We start from the raw sequence: 22,434 nt of genomic DNA on the forward strand, positions 1-22,434 counted from the left end.
AACATTTCGGGTGCGATGGACAAACCGCTTCTTTGGTCTGTTCTCCACCACCTATACCATCAGTTCTGAAATGGCTATTACTGACAGGTATGACAATAATGTGGTGAAGTTTCCGCGTAATGAACGGATTCGCTCTACCGATGTAATTGCCGAAAAAGTAGAGTATTTTCTTGACCCCGCCTTCTGGGGTGAGTATAACGTAATCGAACCGGACCAGGAAATAACCGACGCCGTGAAACGGTTGAGCGGAAAATTGCAACGGCGAAATAAATAATTCAGGTCTCTCGCATGAATTTGAAATGTTGCAATCATACAATCCGCAAAGAAAATCACAAAACTGTTTGGAATTAGTAAATTTAGGCGTACCTTTGCAACCCGAAAGTTTTTTATACAATTATATTATTTACAAAACAGTATGTATTTAGATTCTGCTAAAAAGAAAGAAATCTTTGCAAAGCACGGAAAGTCCAACACTGATACTGGCTCACCGGAAGCGCAGATAGCATTGTTCTCCTACCGTATTTCGCATTTGACTGAGCATCTCAAGTCAAACAAAAAAGATTATAGCACCGAAAGAGCATTGAAAATTTTAGTGGGTAAGCGTCGTCGTTTACTTGATTATCTGATCGACACAGATATTGAAAGGTATCGTTCCATTATCAAAGAATTGGGTATCAGAAAATAATTTTTTCGAAAAAAAGTTAAAAAGAGGATGAAACAACAGGTTTTACCCTCTTTTTTTTATAGCTAATCACCATTGTTAATGGATATTAAGCAAAAGAGACGGAAAACATGTTACAAAAATATGTCTTATAACATATTTTTTTATTTTGCAGATCCAAAATAGCGCTCTATCTTTGCATCGATAACCTAAAACAATCTTTTTTACCTTATCACTGATATCACGTTAACCGATACAAAAGAGGCCTTTTCGATCGAAGGGGCCTCTTTTTTTATAAAATTTTCTTATATTTTTGGTTATTCAAAAAAATGGCTATATTTGAGGAATAAATTACTTTTTTTTCGATAATTGATTCCATTCAATATTTTCTAATAATCCGGTACAATGCTAAAAATACTCATTCTTATTGATTATTCCAGTGAATTCAGCCGCAGACTGCTCAGAGGACTGATACAATACTCCAAAGAACATGGGCCCTGGATTTTTTATCGACTCCCCTCTTATTATAAGACGCTTTACGGCAAAGAAGGCATAGTGGAATGGGCCAAAGAATGGGAGGCAGATGCCATTGTGGCGCGGTGGGATCATGAAGGAACTAACCTTCTGGAATCACTGAATATTCCTATACTGCTTCAGAACTATAAAGATCGGAGCCCCTACTTCTCCAACCTGACCGGTGATTATTTCGGCACGGGAGAGATGGCGGCACAGTTTTTTATCAAACGACGCTTCCGGAATTTTGCGTTCTACGGAAATAAAGGAGTAGTATGGTCGCGTGAACGAGCGGAAGGATTCAGAATGCAGGTAGAAAAAACGGGGGGCAACTATTATTATTTCGAAAGTGAAAATCTGGACGGGGAAGAATGGAGTACCGGCCATATTCAACTGGATGAATGGCTCTTGTCGTTACCCAAGCCTATTGGTCTGTTTGCCTGCGATGATAATTTCGCACTCAGGGTATCACAATACTGTAAAATCAACAATATCAGAATTCCCGAAGACATCTCCTTGCTGGGGGTGGATAACGACGAGTTGATCTGCAATCTGTCAGATCCACCCATCTCTTCTATTGTCACTGATGTGGAAAAGGGAGGCTATGAGGCAGGAAGGCTTATCGACAGGATGACCAAAGGTGAAATTAAAGAACCTTTTAATATCATTATCCGGCCGACAAGATTTGAACTCCGGAAATCTACAGAAAAATATGCTATCGGAAATGAATATATTTCCCAGATAGTAAATTTCATTGAAGACAATTTCATCTCCGATATCAACATTGAAGAACTCACCGAAATGGTTCCACTGTCTCGTCGTAATCTCGAAGTGAAATTCAAAGATGAAATGGGCACCTCCATCTATCAGTTTATCCTTAGTTGCAGGATCGATTATTTCGCACATTTATTAGTTACTACCGACAGGACGCTGTTTGACCTGGCATTGGAATCGGGATTCAACGACTGCAAGAATATCGCCAGGATATTTAAAAAAATGAAAGGCTGTACCCCTGTTGAATACCGTAAAAATTACTGTGATTCCCTAACGAAATAGCCAAACGTATGCCATAACGCTATTTGAAAACACAATTACGTTTTTAAAGCAATTGTCAACCATATAAAAAATAATTTTGTGCTTTGTGTATATTGATATGCAAAGTACACATTTATTATAATTTTCAATGATATGAGCGACATTCCTCAAATTAAACATGTACAGGATAAAAGCACTACCATCAAGTCGATGATCATACTGGCATTGCTGTTTTTTATTTTTGGATTGGTATCGTGGGTGAATACCATCCTGATTCCCTATTTCCAACTCACACTTCAATTATCGAACTTTCAATCCTATCTGGTCACATTCGCCTTTTACATCGCCTATTTGATCATGGCAATCCCCTCTTCTTTTCTATTGAACAAAGTAGGATATAAAAGAGGGATGATGCTCGGACTATGGTGCATGTCGATAGGGGCATTACTCTTCGTTCCGGCAGCCTACTGGCGCGTTTATCAAGTATTTCTCTTGGGGCTCTTCCTGTTGGGCGTGGGATTGGCCATCCTGCAGTCAGCCGCCAATCCTTACGTCACCATTGTAGGTCCTATAGAGAGTGCCGCCAAACGGATGAGCATCGTAGGTACGGGTAATAAACTGGCCGGAATAATTGCCAATCTCATATTTGCCGCGGTGGTAATCAGGGAGTCAGATAAAATACTTATGCAGAATATTGAAGCGGGGAATTATACCGGAGCAGCATTGGAAACGGCCTTGGATACGCTAATAAAGGGAGTGATGACACCTTATCTTATTTTGGCCGTTTTCCTGTTTCTCTTCGGCATTGTAGTCCGCTACTCTCCGCTACCGGAGTTAGATCCTTCGGTAGTCAACAAGCAATCCGAAGAAGATGAGAGTTCACATAAGCCCATTTGGCAATATCCGGCACTCATTTTAGGAGTCGTAGCCATGTTCTTACATATAGGTACTCAGATGATCGCGCTGGGAACCAGCATCAAGTATGCGGGCACCATGGGGGAAAGCCTTGCCGGACCGGCCCAGAATATCCCTTCCTACACTATGCTTCTGACATTCTTTGGCTATTTCCTGGGAATTGCACTTATCCCCAAATACCTGAAGCAACGGAATGCACTATTGATCTGCGCAACTATCAACCTGATATTGTCCGTATTGATCATCACGACTTCGGGAACGGTACGATTCCTTGGTATTACTGCCGATATTTCCGTTTGGTATTTAGTAATGATGGGGCTTCCCAACGCATTACTCTATGCCGGCATCTGGCCATTGGCCATCAACGGGTTGGGAAAACACACCAACCTGGGTTCCGCCTTCATGGTGATGGCCTTATGCGGAAGCGCTATCATGCCCATCGTCTATAATGTTTTTGTAGAAATGAATGCATCGCTATCCCCTTTTGAAGCAATGAAACAGGCATACTGGATACTTATACCCTGTTTTGCCTACATCGTATGGTACGCCGCCAGCGGATATAAGATCAAATCATGGAAAAAAGAAAATTAATTGTGACAATCCATTGATGCGATGATTCGATGACTAACTACTAATCAGCAAATTACCACATTATCAAATCAAAAATCAATTTATATGAGAACCATCATAAAAAACGGAAAGGCCATTTTTCCTGACAGCATAGAAGAGAATCTGTCTATCGTATGCGAGAATGGAAAAATAGTGGATATCCTGAATCCGGACGGAGTTGTTCCCACTGAAGGAGATACAATCATTGATGCCCGGGGCAAATACATATCCCCGGGGTTCATCGACATCCACACCCATGGGGGTGGCGGACACGACTTCATGGACGGCACCGTAGAAGCCTACCTCGGCGCGGCGGAAACACACGCCCAACACGGCACCACCGCACTGCTGCCCACCACCCTCACCAGCACCACCGAGGAGCTGATGAAAACATTCGCCACCTACAAGGAAGCGGTAAAACAGAATAAAAAAGGAGCCAAATTCCTCGGGTTGCACCTTGAAGGCCCTTACTTCGCCTATAACCAGCGGGGAGCCCAAGATCCCAAATACCTCAGGAATCCGGAGCCGGAAGAGTACAATCAGATATTGGAAGCATCGGACGACATTGTCCGCTGGAGCCTGGCGCCGGAACTTCCTGGCGCATTGGAGTTCGGCAAAGTGCTCACCACCCGGAATATCCTCCCGGCCATTGCCCATACCGATGCTATTTATGAAGAGGTCGTACCTGCTTTTGAGGCGGGATTCACGTTGGCAACCCATTTATATTCGGGTATGTCGACCATCACCCGGAGAAATGCCTACCGCTATGCCGGCGTGGTGGAAGCGTCTTACCTGATCGATGGAATGGATGTAGAGATTATCGCCGACGGAGTACATCTGCCTAAATCCCTCCTTCAATTCGTCTATAAATTCAAAGGGCCCGATAAAACCGCGCTCTGCACCGACTCAATGCGTGGAGCCGGGATGCCCGACGGCGAGTCCATCCTGGGCAGCCTCGACAAAGGACAAAAGGTAATCATTGAAGACGGTGTGGCAAAGCTGCCCGATCGTACCGCCTTTGCCGGCAGCGTAGCCACCACCGACCGCTTAGTCAGGACAATGGTAAACATAGCCGAAGTACCTCTGGTGGAAGCGGTAAGGATGATGACCCTTACCCCTGCCCGCATCATGAAGATCGATCGGCAGAAAGGATCCATTCAAAAAGGTAAAGATGCCGATTTCGTTATTTTTGATGATAATATTAATGTTTCACACACAATTTTAGAAGGAAATGTCATATACGGAAACTAACACAGATGTAATCACATTCACGAAAGGAATGTTGGAAGTAAAAATCTTCCATACCAGGGAAGAAATGGGGAAAGAAGCGGCGGTCAATGTATCGGATACCATCCGGCAACTGCTTAGTGAAAGAGAGGAAATCAATATGATTTTCGCCGCAGCCCCCTCTCAAAGCGATTTTATGAAGGAGCTGATTGGCGATAAACGGATCCGGTGGGAAAAGATCAATGCCTTTCACATGGATGAGTATATCGGATTGGAAGAAGAGGCGCCCCAAGGCTTTGGAAATTTCCTGAAAGAACGTATCTTTGACAAAGTGCCTTTTAAGAGTGTCCACTACATCAATGGCAGGGCGGAGAATCCTTCCGCGGAGTGCGAAAGGTATGCCGGTTTATTGTGTCAATATCCTGTGGATATCGTTTGCTTGGGGATTGGCGAGAATGGACATATCGCATTCAACGACCCACCGGTAGCCGATTTCAAAGATCCTAAACTGGTAAAAGTGGTTGAATTGGACATGGCTTGCAGGCAACAACAGGTCAATGAAAAACTGTTTACAGGTATAGATCTGGTGCCCACCCACGCGGTCACCGTTACCATACCCGCACTGTTGAAGGCCAAATATATGTTCTGCATGGTACCCGCCCAAAACAAGGCAGAGGCAGTTTATCGCACATTAAACGATGAGATCAGTGAGGAGTGCCCCGCCACTATTTTGAGAACAAAAGAAGATTCTATATTATATCTCGATGAAGAAAGCGCGTCGTTATTGAGTTAAAACAAGAATATTATGAGATTAAAAATTATTCTATCAGCTGTTTTATCCGGGCTTCTATTGATTACCCAGGCACAGGTAAAGATCGGGATCATCGGATTGGATACCTCTCACGCCATTGCCTTCACCAAATTTCTGAATGGAGAAGACAAAAAAGAAGAATTTAAGGAATATACAATAGTGGCAGCCTATCCTTATGGGTCGAAAACCATCAAATCGAGTTACGACCGTATCCCCGGCTACATCGAGCAGGTGAAAGAACTGGGGGTGGAAATCACCGCTTCTATTGCAGAACTTTTAGATAAAGTAGATTGTGTAATGTTGGAAACCAATGATGGGAATCTGCATTTAGAACAGGCTTACGAAGTATTTAAAGCCGGAAAAACTGTCTTTATCGATAAACCTATCGGGGCTTCGCTGGCGCAATCTATCGCCATCTTTCAATTGGCAAGACAATACAACGTACCCTTGTTTACTTCCTCATCCTTGCGGTTTGTTCCTCAAACTTTGAAAATCAGGAACGGAGAGTTCGGTAAAGTATTGGGAGCGGATTGTTTTTCCCCGCACCGGCATGAACCTTCACATCCTGATTTCGGATGGTATGGCATACACGGGGTGGAGATATTGTTTACCGTGATGGGGACCGGATGTGTTTCAGTAAACCGGATGTCTTCTGACAGCACGGACGTAGTGGTCGGCAAATGGAATGACGGAAGAATCGGCACTTTCAGGGGCTTGCAACAAGGGAAATCTGTCTATGGAGGAACAGCATATACAATAAAAGGATCTGTACCGGTAGGACCTTACGAAGGATATGAAATGCTTCTGTCTGAAATCCTGAAGTTCTTTAGAACTGGTATCGCGCCGGTATCGGAAAAAGAAACCCTCGAAATCTTCACCTTTATGGAAGCATCCAACGAAAGCAAGCGTAAAGGAGGAAAAATCGTCTCAATAGACAAAACCTACAAAAAAGCGGAAAAAGAGGCCGGAAAATTAATTCGAAAATTAAAATAACCTCTTGATAATGAAAAGTTACTTGAAGATTATTGCGATGGGGGTGTTATTAGTTTCTTGCATGCAAAAAAACAATAATACTACGGGGGAAGGAGAAACAATATTCACCGGAAAAGAGGGGGAAATAAAGTTAATCGTCTTGGCCCCGGGGCATTTCCACGCCAATCTGCTTCAGAAGAGCAGTATCCCTCAAGTGAACAATTCGGTGTTTATTTATGCGCCCGCAAAAGATGCCGGGTTAAAGCAATACCTTTCGGCAATTGAATCTTTTAATCACAGAGATAAAGATCCTACAAGCTGGGAAACCATTGTTTATACCGGTGATGATTTCCTGAAGAAGATGGCAGCAGACAAAAAAGGAAACGTAGTTGTACTCGCCGGCAACAACAAAAAAAAAACCGGATATATCCTCAACGCGGTAGATGAAGGGTTCAACGTTTTGTCCGATAAACCGATGGCCATTAACCGGGAAGATTTTCTTTTATTGGAAGAAGCATACAGCAGAGCCGAAGCAAAAAACGTATTGCTATATGATATGATGACAGAGCGTTACGATATGCTGAACATCATAGAGAAGAAATTGATCAACGATCATGACTTCTTTGGAGAGTTACAAGAGGGAACGTCTGAAAATCCTGCTGTCTATATGGAGAGCGTGCATCATTTCTATAAAGAAGTATCGGGAGAGCCATTGAGAAGGCCTGCGTGGTACTATGATGTGGAACAACAGGGTGAAGGTATCGCCGACGTGACCACCCACTTGATCGACCAGCTATTCTGGAAATGTTTTCCCGAACAGGCTATCAGCTATACCGGCGATATCGGAAATATATCATCTACTCACTGGCCGACCGAAATCACATTAGGTCAGTTTACCAAATCGACCGGTGAGACGGCCTTTCCCGACTATCTCCAAAAATATCTTGATAATTCCACGCTGAAAGTATATGCCAACGGAACCCTTAATTTCGATGTAAAAAACCGACATGTAGGCCTGAAAGTGATTTGGAACTGGCAGGCACCCGAAGGCAGCGGCGACACTTCCATGTCGGTAGTGAAAGGGACAAAAGCCATTCTGAAAACAGTACAAGGCAAAAAACAGGATTTTGTAAAACAGTTATATGTGCAAAAACCAGAGGGATTGGATGAAGATGTATTTTCTGACAACCTGCAAAAGGCGGTTGAGAAAATTCAAGCTTCTTATCCTTTCGTTTCAGCATCACCGGCATCGGTCGAGGGAGAGTATCTTGTCAATATCCCCGAGGAAAACAGGGAGGGGCACGAATTGCATTTCAGGTACGTGGCGGAAAGTTTCTTCAGTTTCCTCGTAAACCGTGACATGCCGGAATGGGAGAAAGCCAATACGCTGGCTAAATATTATATTACGACTCAGGCTGTAAAGTTGGCGAAAGAATAATTCGGTTGACAAAAGTTTGACAAGCATTAGGAAGTATCAAGAATGGAAAAACAAGATAATGATACAGGAAAGATACAACCGGAATATATCTCAAGAAGAAATATACTCAAGGCTTTTGCAGGAATTCCGGTAGTGGGATTACTCGGTTTTGGACTGTTCGAGAGGAATAATTACGACCGGAATAAAAGAAAGCAGATTGCTCAGGAATTAGGTCTTGATAAGATTGAATTTTCAGTCTCGGATTATGGTAATGGCCAAATTCAAGATATAATCCGGGTGGGTATCATAGGATTCGGTCGTCGTGCAGAGCAGTTAGCTTCAGGATTGGGATTCATGCATCCGGAAGAAATAAAAAAAAGGAAAAATAACAACACATTCAACCACCTATTGGAACAGGAGAATCTTCATGTCGCCATCACCGGCATTTGTGATGTTTTCGACATGCATGCTGAACGAGGATTGATCATCGCCAACAACAGTATTCTGGAAGGGACATTGGATTTTCCTGCCAAGCGATACCACACATATCAGGAAATGCTTGCCGATAAGGATATAGATGCAATAATAATTTCAACTCCTGACCATCATCATGCACGTATTGCGATTGACGCGACTAAGGCGGGCAAACATGTTTATCTGGAAAAAAGTGTCGCCCATACAGAAGAGGAACTGAACGAACTATATCATGCGGTAAAAAACAGCCATATCACTTTCCAGTTAGGGCATCAAATCACGCAGAGCGCCGTTTTTAAACAAGCCAAAAAGATTATTGACAAAAATGTGCTGGGGAAGATTACCCTTATTGAAACCACCAGTAACCGTAATTCTGCGGAAGGAGCCTGGATAAGGCATCTGGATAGTAAAGGCAACTTCAAACCCGGAGATGAGAAAACTATCGATTGGAAGCAATGGTTAGGTAACACGCCCTATGTCCCTTTTAGCATCGACCGATTTTATAATTGGACTAAATGGTTCGCCTACGATACCGGAATGATCGGCCAATTGTTTACACACGAATATGATGCCGTAAACCAACTTCTTCGGATCGGAATTCCTAAATCCGTAGCCTCATCAGGAGGGATATATTATTGGAAAGATAACCGTGAAATGCCCGATTCTCTTCATTGTGTGTTTGAATATCCTGATAAGGAACTGACATTAATGTATAGTGGGAACCTTGCTTCCAGTAGAAGTCGTGGAAGAGTCTTTATGGGACATGACGCTTCAATGGAACTTGGGAATAATATCAAGATAACCGTGGATAAGAACTCCACACAATATCAAAAAGGAATAGTGTCCGGGTTGATCGATACCGGTTCTCCAATACTCTCTTTCAATCCGAATGCGGGACAGATCGATGCAGTCACTTCTGCATCGGAAAAATATTATGCCGACCGCGGATTGACAAATACTATTATTAATGGACAGCAAGTAGACGTAACCCATCTCCATTTACGGGAATGGCTCAATTGCATTCGTAATGGCAAAACACCAAGCGCCAATATAGAAGTCGCCTACGAAGAAGGGATCACCTGTTTAATGGCACATCGTTCATACCTTGAAAAACGTCAAGTATTTTGGGATGACGAAAACAAAAAAATCGTATAAAAATATATTATCATGACTACAAGAAGACAGTTTATTAAAAATGTAGCCATAGGTGCCTCCGCAATGTCATTTGGAGGTGTCTTGCCGGGCTTTAGCGCATCAAGCTATAGGAATATCAAGGGTTCGAATGATCGTATCCGGATTGCCGGAATTGGTGTCAACGCCAGGGGAGGTGCCTTGGCAAGAGGGTTCGCCGACGAAAAAGACAGAGGATGTGTAGTGACTGACATCTGCGATGTGGACAGCCGTGCCATTGAGAAATGCATTGCCAATGTTGAAAAAACTGCCGGCAATAGACCAAGAGCCCATGAAGACATCCGAAAAATGTTAGAGTCTGACAACTTTGATGCAGTCTTTATCGCCACTCCCGATCACTGGCACGCTCCGGCTGCATTGATGGCGATGAAAGCGGGAAAACATGTCTATCTGGAGAAACCAACAAGTCATAATCCGGATGAAAACCGTATCTTATTAGAAGCTGAAAAAAAATATGGGAAGGTAGTCCAAGTAGGGAATCAAAGGCGCTCATGGCCCAATGTGGCGCATGCGATGAAAGAATTGCACGAAGGTATTATCGGCGATATCTATTATGGTAAAAGTTGGTATTACAACAAACGCGGCTCAATGGGCATCGGCAAGGTTACAGCTGTGCCGGAATGGTTGAATTGGGAACTTTGGCAAGGCCCGGCACCCAGAATGTCTTATAAAGACAATATCATTCATTACGACTGGCATTGGATCTGGCATTGGGGTACGGGAGAAGCTTTAAATAATGGTATGCACTTTGTAGATTTGTTGCGTTGGGGAATGCAATTGGATTACCCTATAAGCATAGATTCAACAGGCGGCAGGTTCCATTACCGGGATGACTGGGAAACCCCGGATACCCAATTGGTTAATTTCACGTTCGCCAATGGCAAGGTGATGACTTGGGAGAGCCAAAGCTGTGTAAAATCAGACATTAAGGGGCATGGTAGCGGAGTGACCTTTTATGGCAGCAAGGGAACCCTGACAATTGGCGGAGGCAATGAATACACAATATTTGACCTTGACAACAAATTAGTGAAACATGTCGATAGCAAGATGGTGTTTGAAGAAGGCAATTTAATCAACCCCACGCAAAGCCTTGACGCCTATCATTTCCAAAACTTCTTTAATGCCATCCGTAAGGGAGAGAAATTGAATTCTTCTCTGAAGGAAGCATGTGTGAGCACGCAGCTTGTACAATTGGCCAATATTTCCCACAGGGTTGGAAGAACAGTGAAAATAAATAACAATGGTACAATTGCAAATGACAGAGAGGCTATGAAATTCTGGAAAAGAGATTATGAAAAAGGATGGGAGTTGAAAGTATGATATAATTTCTATTTTCTCTAAATTGTCAATGCAGTGCAATACATGAAAAAGGAGGGCGAAATATCCACTTATTAGCGGGATAAACGATATAAAATATGATAGGCAATAACAATAGTAAGAGGGTGAATCGCCGAGCATTTGTTAAGCATACTTTGGCCGGAGTTATAGTAACGGCATTTGGAGGCACTTTGTCCGGATTTACCGCAAAAAGCTACGCCCGGATAATTGGTGCAAACGAGCGTATCAGCGTAGCCATTGTAGGGGTAAACAACAGGGGACGGGCGTTAGCAGTCAACTTTGCCCATCAGCGCAACTGCCGTGTCACTCACATCACTGATGTAGACTTTCGAGCAATAAAAAAGTGTATCGCGGCGGTTACTGCGGTAAATGGAGAAACTCCACACGGAGAAGCTGATTTCAGAAGACTATTAGATGATAAATCGGTAGATGCGCTGGTTATGGCCACCCCGGATCATTGGCATACTCCGGGAACCCTATTGGCATTGCGGGCGGGCAAGCATGTATACATCGAAAAGCCTGTCAGTACAACTCCACATGAAGGCGATTTATTACGAAAAGCTTCCTCCAAATATCCAGATATCGTTATACAAGTAGGAACCCAACGCCGGTCGTGGCCAAATATTGTAACAGCAATACAGGAAATACATGATGGTGTTATTGGTCGACCTTACTTCGGCAAGGGTTGGTATGCCAATAACCGCCGTCCTATCGGCATAGGGAAGGAAGTGGCTGTTCCATCGTGGTTAGACTACGAGTTATGGCAAGGCCCTGCCACAAGAAAACCCTATAAAGACAATTTAATCCACTATAACTGGCATTGGTTTTGGCATTATGGTCACGGAGAATTACCCGGTAATGGGATCCATATCCTTGACCTGTTGCGATGGGGAATGCAAGTGGATTATCCCATCCGCATCTCATCTATCGGCGGGAGGTACCAATACGAAGACGACTGGGAAACACCGGATACCCAAACGGTGGATATCGAGTTTGCGGATAATAAGTCTATGTGTTGGGAGGGGAGGAGCTGTAACGGGGTACCACTCTACAACTATCCGGTCGGTGCCATGTTCTACGGGGAAAACGGATCACTTTTGATAGGGCAAGGAAACGAATACAAGGTATTTGACCTCAAAGGGAAAATAGTCAAAGAAGTCAAAAGTGAATTTACTGCCGATCCGATGAACCGGACAAATCCGTCCCAACAACTTGATGCACTCCATATCCAGAATTTCTTCTCGGCCATTCGAGAGGGTAGCCAACTAAGAAGCGATATAGAAGATAATTACAAAAGTACTCTACTCTGCCAGTTGGGCAATATAGCCTATCGGACAGGTACGATGTTACAGATAGATCCGGCGAGCGGAGCTATCATAGGGAATCAGGAGGCGATGGGATTGTGGACAAAGGAATACCATCCTGAGTTTGAACCTGAAATTTAGCACTTAAAATGGGAAGAATAATGAAAAAATTTGATGTTACTTATCAAGCAGGAACGCTACCTATTCATTTTTTATCACTGGTTATATATGTGATGTTATCGTTCCATGCCAATGCACAAACCGAATCCACCGGCGAGCGGAAAAACTTGATGGTATTGAATCCTGCCCATCCACACGGAGCACAAATCCAGAATACGCTAAGATCCGCTTTTCATGCCGATGTTCACGTCTATGCTCCATGTGAAAATGACTTGGAAGAAAGTTATCTCAACACGATAAACAGGCATAACAGATCGGATACTGTACACTATCCTTGGCAGATACACACGTACATAGGAGAAGATTATATGGAAAAGATGCTGCAGGATAATCACGGAGACGTAGTCATCATTGCCAGTAACAACCGGTCCAAATCAGATTATATTCTCCGGGCAGCAGCTTCGGGTCTTAACGTTATTGCCGATAAGCCAATGGCTTTGAACTCGTCCGACTTCATGAAACTGACGGACGCGTTTGCCATCGCAGAAACACAAGACCGGTTTATATCTGATCTTCCCGCCATGAGCATGCGGTACTCGGTAACTTGCCTGTTACAGAAAGAACTTGCGGCTATACCCGGAATTTTCGGCACGCTGAAAAAAGGATCAGCTGAAGATCCTGCTGTCGTACAGGAAAACCTGCATTACTATTATAAGCGCATTCTACGCCCAACATGGTTTTTTGATGTGAAACAGCAAGGAAACGGGGTAACAGATGTGACCACGCATTTGGCCGATTTGGTACTTTGGAGTTGTTTTCCGGAAGAAACCGTGGATTATGAGAAAGATATTCAAATCGTATCATCAAAGTTATGGCCTATAACGATACAACCCGGGCAGTTTAAGAAGGTCACGGGGATTGAACCATATCCCGACTCTTTGACGCCCTATCTCGAAGGGGAGGTGTTGAAAGTCTTTTCCAATGGTGAGATTATCCTTAAAATAAATGAGACTTACGTGCGTCTTACCGCACGATGGGATTTTGAACCTCCTGCCGGAGAATCCGACACCCACCAATCCGTATTAAGGGGAACCCACGCCACACTGCGTATCAAACCAGGGCATCCATTGGATTTATATATCGAACCGTCACAAAAAATAGATGTTCAAGAACTGGAAAAAGAGATCAGAAACCATTTTGAGCAATTAAAGAACAATTACCCATTTATCTCCCTGCACCAGGAAACAAATGGTTGGCGCATCTCCACGAAAAGAAGAGCCATAAAAAAGGAAACACATATCAATGTTCCGTCTCAACAGGAGGTAAGCCGCATGCTGGCAAAATACTACATCACAACTAAGGCGGATGCAGTGGCAGAGAAGATCAAGAATTTATAACTCCATCCTTTTAGCTGATAGAACAAAGGGGTTGAAATTATGAAACAGTCTGTTTTGATAGGATTTTTGTCCTTATTTTTTATTTCACATATATATTCCGGGCAAACGGAAACGAAAAACGACTTTGATTCGCTGAAAAGAAAAGCCGAATTAGATTGGATTGTTTCCGTCTTACCTCCTGATGCAACTCAAAGAGGAAGAGTTTCCTATCTTGATGAGACATTCAAGGATTGGCTCAATAGAACAGGAGAACTCCCACCGGATTTTGATCAAATGCCATCTATTCCTTTTTTACCCGACCCGTTGGCCTCCATAGGCACGCCGGAACAGTGGAAAAAACAAAGAGAATGGATGAAAGAGCAACTTACCTATTACATCACCGGCACAGCACCTCCCCCACCAGATAATCTACAATCCAAGATATTAAATGAGACAGAAGAGGACGATCTTACCATCCGCACCGTGGAACTCTCTTTTGGTCCCGACCGTAAAGCCAAACTCACCTTGGAATTGATCATTCCTCCGGGAGAAGGACCATTCCCGGTATTCCTGACAAACTGGAATCACCGTCAATGGGCACAAATCGCGGTCAAAAGGGGCTATATAGGGTGCTTGTATGCTGGTGCTGATGTCAAAGATGACACAGAATATTATTCCGAGCTTTGGGCAGGTCAATATGATTTCACCAGACTGATGAGGCGGGCTTATGGTGCTTCACGAGCTGTCGATTATTTATATACACTATCCTATGTGGAGAAAGATAAGATAGGTATTACGGGGCACTCCCGCAACGGTAAAACATCGTTGATGGCTGCCGCCTTTGATGAACGGATAGGCGCCTGCGTCACCAGCAGCGGCGGAACAGGCGCGGAAGTGCCATGGCGATACAATTCCCATAAATATGATGTGGAAGATATTGCTCTCCTAGCGTGTGCCCAACCAGCCTGGTTGCACCCGCGATTACGCTTTTTTGTGGGGCGGGAACATAAATTACCGGTCGACCAAAACTTCTTCATGTCATTGATTGCTCCCAGGGGATTGATGCTAAGCACGGCACTATATGAATCCGCCAGCAACATATTTGGCATGGAACAAGCTTTCCGGTCGGCGAAAAGGACTTATCAGTTTTTAAACGCAGAAGACAATTTGGCAACCGTATCCCGGTACGGATTGCATGCAGTGGACGCAAACAGTATAGAAGAGTATGTGGATTTCTTTGATTTTATTTTCGGGAAAAGCGATCGAAAGCCGGAGAATAAATTATTCCATAATTATTCCTTCGAGAAATGGCGTGAAATAAGTAAAGAGGATATAAAGCCCACCGATTATGAAATCATCGAGAAAAAATGCGGTGAAAATAGCTCCAACATTCCCCTTGACATAAAAGAATGGGAAAAGAAAAGGAAATCCATAAAAGATAATATCCGCTGGATATTGGGAGATGAACCGCCCGGAGTAAAGAACCTCGGACCTCAAAGTGTAAAAGATGGAGGCAGGGGAGAACAAAGCTCCGGCACATTATTGAAACGCCCACGTGAAACAAAGTCTATGAAAACAATGGCCATCACGCCATACATAGGGTTTGGCGAAAACTTATTCGGCTATCTCTATTATCCGGTAGACAATAAAGGCAATATCAAAGATGAAAAACTCCCCCTCGTGATATACCTGCATGAGTACGATTACTCGAAAGGGTTCTCTTCCATGGGATTTGACCATGAGATTCAATCTGTTTTTGAGAATTTAACCAGAATGGGATTCGGGGTGTTGGGTTTTGATATGCTGGGTTTTGGTAACCGCATGGAAGAAAGTTTGTATTTTTATGAACGTTACCCCAAGTGGTCTAAAATGGGAAAAATGGTCACCGATGTGAGAAGCGCCGTGGATGTTGCCTCTGATCTCAATTTTGTAGATAGCTCAAAAATATTTGTCGCGGGTTATTCGCTCGGAGGGACAGTCGCTCTTCTCTCTGCGGCTATGGATGAGAGGATTTCCGGTGTAGTATCGATCGCAGGATTTACCCCCATGCGGACAAACAGGTTGGATCGGGGAACGGAAGGGATCAAAGCATATTCCCACTTGCACGGAACGATACCTAAATTGGGCTTTTTCCTGGGATATGAGAACTGGATTCCTATTGATTTCGATGAAATTATTGCCGGCATAGCCCCACGGCCGGCACTACTTGTCGCCCCCCTCCTCGACAGGGATGCTCATATTGAAGACATTAAAAATTGCGTGGAAAATGTTGAGAAAGTATATGACTTATATAATGCGAGAAATAATATCCAACTCTTTGTTCCTAATGATTACAATCGATTCTCGACCGTATCACGGGAACAGATATATGAATGGCTGGCTCCTCTGCGTTTCTCTCAACAAAACGAAATTGATAAAAAAATATAATATCCTGTTATCACTACACAACCTTAATGCTAAGTTGGTTTTTAGGGAAACAGAATGATTTGAATTAATATCCATAATATTACATATATATTTCTGCGTTTTTCGAGCATAGAATTACTGAATATTAAGCAATATTACATGTGCAATACACTTCCTTTGCATAAGTACCAATTTAATATAATTAAATTATGCTCTTTTTTTAATGGGAATAAAGACTCATCAAATCAAAATTTAATATTATGAAGGAGAAAATTCTGTCAAGATGAGTTTCTAAATAAAAATGTAGACAACAACTGTGAATTTTATTAATTTAAAAGAAGCCTGAAATGAAAAGAAAAATCCTAAACATCACGAAGGGAACTATACTACCTCTCCTTTTGGCATTTTCTTTCAACACTCTTGCTCAGAATATTACTGTGAAAGGAACGGTTACTGACAAGGATAAAGAACCATTAATCGGTGTAAGTATAAAGGTGAGAGGTACTACCACAGGAACAATCACTGATGGAAAAGGCCAATATACTCTTCCTGATATCTCTTCTAATGCCACGCTGGAGGTGTCATACATTGGCATGTTACCTGAGATCATTCCCGTTAATAGCAGAACAGTTATAAATGTGGCTATGGTGGAAGACTCGAAAACATTAGAGGAAGTAGTAGTTATCGGTTACGGCGAAGCGAGCCGGAAAGACATCACAGGATCGGTCGGATCCGTGAAAGTGGAAGATCTCCAAAAAGCACCTGTAAGATCCTTTGAGGAAGCACTGGCGGGTCGTGTCGCCGGTGTACAGGTGTCGTCACAAGATGGGCAACCCGGATCCGCCATAGATATTGTGATACGTGGACCATCGTCCATATCCGGGAGTAACTCTCCACTTTTTGTCATCGACGATTTCATTGTAGAAGATCCGGAGAATAACGCAATCAATCCATCGGATATCGAGTCCATAGATGTGCTGAAAGATGCCTCGGCAACAGCAATTTATGGTTCAAGAGGAGCTAATGGAGTCATTATTATTACCACTAAAAGCGGTAAAGAGGGGAAACCCGTTATTGTTTACGACGGCTATTACGGATCACAGAAAATCACGCAGCGAATGGAGTTAATGGGGCCATATGAATATGTAAAATTAGTAAGCGAACGCCAAAGTTCTATGGCCAACTCATTATTCTTCCAGGATGGCCGAACGCTGGATGATTATAAGCAAATAGAGGGAATTGATTGGCAAGACCATATCTTTAGAAGAGCTCCTATCCAAGATCACAATCTCTCCGTACGGGGGGGAAATAAGGATACGAAATACAGCTTCTCGGCTTCTATCTTTAATCAGGATGGAGTATTAATCAACTCCGGTTATGACAGATGGCAGGGAAGATTTAGGATCGATCAACAAATAAACAAGGATTTCAAATTGATGCTTAGTATCAATTATAGTAATCTGAAGAGACACGGCACAAGTCCGGGCGGAAACTACAATAGCGCGCTACTGTGGAAAGCTATGGCATACAGACCCGTTAGCGGTAACCCGGATGTTGACTTGCTGGAGTTAGAGTTCGACGAGGAGATTGAAGACCAAGTCAACAATCCTCGTTTTAATCCGGTATTGACCGCTCGAAATGAACTTAGGGAGAGTATCAACAATACCTTATCGGTAAACGGGTATGGAGAATATACATTTGGGGATTTCAAGCTTAGGGCTTCATTAGGTATGAGAAGGGATTTCAGGAAAAACAACTCCTTCAATAACAGTAAAACACAAAGTGGAAGTCCCCGCTTCCCAGGTGCGGCGACCAACGGTGTAAATGGCTCCGTCATCCAGCATGAATTATTTGACTGGATGAACGAAAATACCCTCACCTATAGAAAGAGGATCGGAGGGCATAACCTCACGGCACTTGGAGGATTTACTGTTGAAGGCAGGGATAGGTCATCCTTTGGTGCAAGTGCGTTTCAGGTGCCAAACGAGAACCTTGGCGTATCGGGGTTAGATGAAGGCATTCCAAATGTAATTACCTCCACCTCCTCAAATTCCAAACTCACATCTTTCCTCAGTAGGGTAAATTATAACTATCGCGGTAAATATATGTTGACAGCCTCTTTACGTGCTGATGGGTCATCTCGGTTCGCACCAGGCAACAGGTGGGGATGGTTCCCATCCGGGGCGATATCGTGGAGGTTTAGTAGTGAGGATTTCATGAAACCATATACCTTTGTTTCGGATGCTAAGCTACGTGCCAGCGTAGGGGTTACTGGCAACAACAGGGTAAGTGATTTTTCCTACATGTCTACTATCGAGATACCTATCTCAAGTCCGTACCCATTCAACAACAAACTACAGCCATCGGCTATACCGAGCGAATTGGGGAATGAAAAACTTACTTGGGAAAGCACTCTCCAGACAAACATCGGCTTAGACCTCTCTCTTTTCAAAGATCGTATAACATTCACTGCGGATATTTATGAAAAATTGACACGTGATTTACTGTTGCGTGCCGATTTACCACCCTCTTTGGGGTATAGTCGCACTTATAAAAACATTGGTAAAGTGAGTAATAAAGGCCTTGAATTGAGTTTATACAGTATGAATATACAGTCTAAGGATTTTTCTTGGTCTACTAATTTCAACATCGCCTTTAATAGAAACAAAGTAAAACAATTAACGGAAAATCAGGAAACATTGCTCTCATCAGTCACTTTCCATTCTCAATATAACACCCTGCCTCTATATATGGCCAAGGTGGGCGAACCTATCGCCATGTTCTATGGCTTGATCTGGGATGGGAACTACCAGTTTGAAGACTTTGACCCAACTTCAACAGGAGGATATATTCTAAAACCGACTGTGCCAACCAATGGAGACACACGAGAAAGTATACGACCGGGTGACATCAAATATCGCGACATCAACGGCGACGGCATTGTCAACTTAGACGATTATACGATTATAGGCAATCCCAATCCGAAGCACATTGGAGGATTCACGAACAACTTTACCTACAAAGGATTTGACCTAAGCGTTTTCTTTCAATGGTCATATGGAAATGAGATTTACAATGCCAACCGGCAGATTCTGGAAGGACGCGGAACTACAATTGCAAACCAGTACGCCAGCTATGAAAATCGCTGGACTCCTGAAAATCCGACCAATAAGAATTTCCGCAGCAACGGGTATGGTCCTTATACCCATTCGTCTAGAGTTATTGAGGATGCTTCATATCTCCGGTTAAAAACAGTATCATTAGGCTATACTGTCCCACAAAGACTAACTACTATGTTTAAGGTAAACAGTATACGAGTATATATGTCAGGACAGAATTTGTACACGTGGACCAACTATTCCGGTTTTGACCCCGAGGTTTCGGCAAGAGCATCCTCCCTTACCCCGGGTTTTGACTTCTCAGCGTATCCAAGAGCAAGAACATTTACTTTTGGCTTAAATATCTCACTGTAAAAAAGACTCAATATGAAAAAAATAACAATATATATCCTATTTTTGTCAGTACTCTGTAGTTCCTGTGAATCGTTTTTAGACACAAAGCCTACAGATTTCTCCACACCTGAGACCTTTTATAGTACTGAAGACGAACTTAACCAAGCGTTAGCCGGAGTTTACAATGCACTGGCCCAAGATGGCACCTATGGGAGAAATCTTGCTGTTGAGTTGGCGCATAGCTCTGATGAAGGTTTTTACAAAAGAAATACGGCCAATATCAATCCCGCACACTATAATCATGACGCCGCCAATACTATTGTGTTAGCGGCTTGGAGAACACTATACGAAGGAGTGAACAGGGCTAACCTGTTGCTAAAATATATAGACAGGCCTGAAATGGATGAAGATAAGCGCGAAGTTATCAAAGGTGAAGCTTTGTTTCTAAGATCCTATTTTTACTTCCTGTTAGTGAGTCTTTGGGGGGATGTTCCATTAATATTGGAACCTGCTCGTGACGGGAATAAAGTTAACACACCAAAAACACCGGCCGAGGAGATTTACGAGGTAATACTCCGTGATATGGAAGAGGCCTTGGCGCTTGTAAAAAAATATTCCGATATTGGCTTCCCCGGAAGAGTCTCCAAGACGGCAATACAAGGTATCTTGGCCAGGGTCTGCTTAAAAATGGCAGGTGCACCTCTGTACGACCTATCTAAATTAGAATCGGCTAAAACATGGGCAGGTAAAGTAATCACTTCAGGTGAACATGAACTGAATACTGACTACAGCCAAATATTCATTAACCATTCAGCAGACAAATATGATACTGAATACAACGAATGCATCTGGGAAGTAGAATTTTGGGGAAATCGTCTGGGTAATTCCTACCAAATATCCGGAAGGGTCGGAAATCAATTCTCCATCAGGAGTACAACAGCTGAAATGTATGGTTACGCTATGATCGGGGCGACAGCTACACTATATCGGAAGTACGATGACCCCGATGATATAAGAAGAGACTGGAATATTGCTCCTTTCCGCTATGCCAGCAATACAAGCTTAGAGATCGTTTACCACACTGAAGAACAAATATATGACAGGGACACCGGTAAATGGAGAAGAGAGTACGAAGAAGTTGTACCCCGCAGTGTTGACTTCTCGCCAACCAATTTTCCTCTATTAAGGTACGCTGATGTTTTGTTGATGTACGCTGAGGCAGAGAATGAATTGAATGGTCCCACGTCTGATGCATATGATAAACTAAACGAAGTACGCCGAAGAGCAGGGGCTTATGAGTTTTCCGGACTTGATCAGGATGGTTTCCTCCAAGTCATTCAAGACGAACGTGCCAGAGAGTTGTGCTTCGAAGGCTTGAGAAAACAAGACTTGATCCGCTGGGGAGTTTTCCAGCGTGTTATGCGTGGCGTAGGAAACGATATTGCTGGAGATGCACCCTCTAATCTACGATACGCGGCGCTTGGTTACGAACGGGCAATCGCCGACAGACAACTGTTTTTGCCCATACCTATCGCTGAAATGTCGTTAAACAAGGCAATAAAACAAAATGAAGGTTGGTAGTTCACATAAACAATAGTAGAATTATGAAACGAGCATGAACATCATCGCACCCAAGATGATGATTATCGCAAGTTCCATACGATACATTTAAAAATAAAAATTTTAATCGTATGAAAACAAGTAGATTTTTAATTGGAATAGCCGTACTCTTTCTACTGTCATGTATCAAAGAAGGAGTCGACACCCCCACTTTTGATCTACCGGTAAAAGACCTTGAAGTCACCGCCGGTAAGACAGTGCAATTTGATTTTACGGGAGATGCGAACTATATTACTTTCTATTCCGGAGAACCCGGAAAAATCTATGAATATCGAGATCGAATCCAAAAGGAGTTGGAAGGAACCGTCACGCTTTCCTTTTCGACCAGGATAATGAATGGTTACGAACTTCCACGAGAATTGGACGTATTGATTTCTACCGACTATAATGGATCTAATGAGTATGAGGATGTCAGTAATGCTACTTGGATCGACATTAGTGACCGATTTGAATTTCCTATTGTCAATACAGGAGCTTTAACCCCGGCAGGGATAATAGATGTTTCGGACCTGCTTGTACCAGGGAAGCCTTTCTTCGTGGCTTTTAGATATACCAGTATTGGAGTCCCTCCCGGGCCTCGGATGAACCGCCAATGGCGAGTGGAGCTTTTCGAGTTAATCAACGAATACTCCACGGGCACCACAATATTGGCGAACCATCAAACCGCCGGATGGTCCATCGTAAGTAGAGGTGGGGTTGAAGAAGGACGTGGCGGGAGCATACAATCTAATCGCCTAAACTTTTTCGCTAATATAGGGGAGTCTATAGATGTTGGCCTTGAAGAGTGGGGTATAACCCAAGAAATTGACTTGTTTAAAGTAGCGCCCGATACAGGGCTTGCTATAAAAAACATGTCGGAAAACCGAATGGAGTCCTATTCACACATATATGAAACACCCGGTGTGTATAAAGCCGTATTCGAGGCATCCAATACAAATATATATGGTCATAAATCGATAGCCAAAGAGATTAATATAACTGTTAATTGACAGG

At 43.1% G+C, this 22,434-nt stretch carries 15 protein-coding genes and 1 pseudogene; all 16 read left to right on the top strand.

What is annotated here, in order from left to right; all coding sequences use genetic code 11:
* Positions 1–274: pseudogene (locus tag B4G81_RS05080) on the top strand (hypothetical protein); the annotation flags it as partial.
* 141 nt (positions 275–415) lie between these two features.
* Positions 416–685 carry a 30S ribosomal protein S15 gene (gene rpsO / locus B4G81_RS05085; RefSeq protein ID WP_294080764.1) on the top strand — a complete coding sequence of 90 codons (270 nt, stop codon included), beginning with the start codon at positions 416–418 and terminating at the stop codon, positions 683–685.
* Positions 686–1,066: 381 nt separating this feature from the next.
* Positions 1,067–2,230, top strand: coding sequence for a DNA-binding transcriptional regulator (locus B4G81_RS05090; protein ID WP_294080766.1), 1,164 nt, complete (start codon positions 1,067–1,069; stop codon positions 2,228–2,230).
* Between the two features lie 132 nt (positions 2,231–2,362).
* A complete protein-coding gene (locus B4G81_RS05095; RefSeq protein WP_294080768.1) occupies positions 2,363–3,715 on the top strand; it encodes an MFS transporter in 1,353 nt (450 codons plus the stop codon).
* Positions 3,716–3,799: 84 nt separating this feature from the next.
* Complete coding sequence (gene nagA / locus B4G81_RS05100; RefSeq protein WP_294080770.1) at positions 3,800–4,984, top strand: N-acetylglucosamine-6-phosphate deacetylase; 1,185 nt, start codon at positions 3,800–3,802, stop codon at positions 4,982–4,984.
* Positions 4,965–5,753, top strand: a complete 789-nt coding sequence (locus tag B4G81_RS05105) for a glucosamine-6-phosphate deaminase (protein WP_294080772.1) — start codon at positions 4,965–4,967, stop codon at positions 5,751–5,753. Before nagA ends, B4G81_RS05105 begins: the two co-directional genes overlap by 20 nt.
* Before the next feature lie 12 nt (positions 5,754–5,765).
* Positions 5,766–6,764 carry a Gfo/Idh/MocA family oxidoreductase gene (locus tag B4G81_RS05110; protein WP_294080773.1) on the top strand — a complete coding sequence of 333 codons (999 nt, stop codon included), beginning with the start codon at positions 5,766–5,768 and terminating at the stop codon, positions 6,762–6,764.
* 10 nt (positions 6,765–6,774) lie between these two features.
* The gene (locus B4G81_RS05115) at positions 6,775–8,181 is read left to right on the top strand and encodes a putative oxidoreductase C-terminal domain-containing protein (protein ID WP_294080774.1); all 1,407 of its coding nucleotides are present in this window, start codon (positions 6,775–6,777) and stop codon (positions 8,179–8,181) included.
* Positions 8,182–8,223: 42 nt separating this feature from the next.
* A complete protein-coding gene (locus B4G81_RS05120; protein ID WP_294080775.1) occupies positions 8,224–9,789 on the top strand; it encodes a Gfo/Idh/MocA family protein in 1,566 nt (521 codons plus the stop codon).
* A gap of 12 nt (positions 9,790–9,801) precedes the next feature.
* Positions 9,802–11,145, top strand: coding sequence for a Gfo/Idh/MocA family oxidoreductase (locus B4G81_RS05125; protein ID WP_294080777.1), 1,344 nt, complete (start codon positions 9,802–9,804; stop codon positions 11,143–11,145).
* A gap of 95 nt (positions 11,146–11,240) precedes the next feature.
* Positions 11,241–12,608: a Gfo/Idh/MocA family protein gene (locus tag B4G81_RS05130; protein ID WP_294080779.1), complete on the top strand. Its 1,368-nt coding sequence runs from the start codon at positions 11,241–11,243 to the stop codon at positions 12,606–12,608.
* 20 nt (positions 12,609–12,628) lie between these two features.
* Entirely contained in the window at positions 12,629–13,984 is a 1,356-nt protein-coding gene (locus B4G81_RS05135; protein WP_294080781.1) for a putative oxidoreductase C-terminal domain-containing protein, read from the top strand.
* Positions 13,985–14,023: 39 nt separating this feature from the next.
* Positions 14,024–16,390: an alpha/beta fold hydrolase gene (locus B4G81_RS05140; RefSeq protein WP_294080783.1), complete on the top strand. Its 2,367-nt coding sequence runs from the start codon at positions 14,024–14,026 to the stop codon at positions 16,388–16,390.
* A gap of 326 nt (positions 16,391–16,716) precedes the next feature.
* On the top strand, positions 16,717–19,842 hold the full coding sequence (locus tag B4G81_RS05145) for a SusC/RagA family TonB-linked outer membrane protein (RefSeq protein WP_294080784.1): 3,126 nt from the start codon (positions 16,717–16,719) through the stop codon (positions 19,840–19,842).
* Positions 19,843–19,854: 12 nt separating this feature from the next.
* A complete protein-coding gene (locus B4G81_RS05150; RefSeq protein ID WP_294080786.1) occupies positions 19,855–21,402 on the top strand; it encodes a RagB/SusD family nutrient uptake outer membrane protein in 1,548 nt (515 codons plus the stop codon).
* A gap of 110 nt (positions 21,403–21,512) precedes the next feature.
* Entirely contained in the window at positions 21,513–22,430 is a 918-nt protein-coding gene (locus B4G81_RS05155) for a DUF5017 domain-containing protein (RefSeq protein WP_294080788.1), read from the top strand.
* The last annotated feature ends 4 nt before the right edge of the window (positions 22,431–22,434 follow it).

This window comes from Proteiniphilum sp. UBA5384 (assembly GCF_002410825.1).
In the GTDB taxonomy this organism is placed as follows: Bacteria; Bacteroidota; Bacteroidia; order Bacteroidales; family Dysgonomonadaceae; genus Proteiniphilum.

Bases quoted from the DNA above. Each gene is read 5' to 3' on its own strand.
- B4G81_RS05145 (WP_294080784.1), top strand. From the start codon at position 16,717: ATGAAAAGAAAAATCCTAAACATCACGAAGGGAACTATACTACCTCTC.
- nagA (WP_294080770.1), top strand. From the start codon at position 3,800: ATGAGAACCATCATAAAAAACGGAAAGGCCATTTTTCCTGACAGCATA.
- B4G81_RS05110 (WP_294080773.1), top strand. From the start codon at position 5,766: ATGAGATTAAAAATTATTCTATCAGCTGTTTTATCCGGGCTTCTATTG.
- B4G81_RS05115 (WP_294080774.1), top strand. From the start codon at position 6,775: ATGAAAAGTTACTTGAAGATTATTGCGATGGGGGTGTTATTAGTTTCT.
- B4G81_RS05140 (WP_294080783.1), top strand. From the start codon at position 14,024: ATGAAACAGTCTGTTTTGATAGGATTTTTGTCCTTATTTTTTATTTCA.
- B4G81_RS05130 (WP_294080779.1), top strand. From the start codon at position 11,241: ATGATAGGCAATAACAATAGTAAGAGGGTGAATCGCCGAGCATTTGTT.
- B4G81_RS05135 (WP_294080781.1), top strand. From the start codon at position 12,629: ATGAAAAAATTTGATGTTACTTATCAAGCAGGAACGCTACCTATTCAT.
- rpsO (WP_294080764.1), top strand. From the start codon at position 416: ATGTATTTAGATTCTGCTAAAAAGAAAGAAATCTTTGCAAAGCACGGA.
- B4G81_RS05095 (WP_294080768.1), top strand. From the start codon at position 2,363: ATGAGCGACATTCCTCAAATTAAACATGTACAGGATAAAAGCACTACC.
- B4G81_RS05125 (WP_294080777.1), top strand. From the start codon at position 9,802: ATGACTACAAGAAGACAGTTTATTAAAAATGTAGCCATAGGTGCCTCC.
- B4G81_RS05090 (WP_294080766.1), top strand. From the start codon at position 1,067: ATGCTAAAAATACTCATTCTTATTGATTATTCCAGTGAATTCAGCCGC.
- B4G81_RS05105 (WP_294080772.1), top strand. From the start codon at position 4,965: ATGTCATATACGGAAACTAACACAGATGTAATCACATTCACGAAAGGA.
- B4G81_RS05120 (WP_294080775.1), top strand. From the start codon at position 8,224: ATGGAAAAACAAGATAATGATACAGGAAAGATACAACCGGAATATATC.
- B4G81_RS05150 (WP_294080786.1), top strand. From the start codon at position 19,855: ATGAAAAAAATAACAATATATATCCTATTTTTGTCAGTACTCTGTAGT.
- B4G81_RS05155 (WP_294080788.1), top strand. From the start codon at position 21,513: ATGAAAACAAGTAGATTTTTAATTGGAATAGCCGTACTCTTTCTACTG.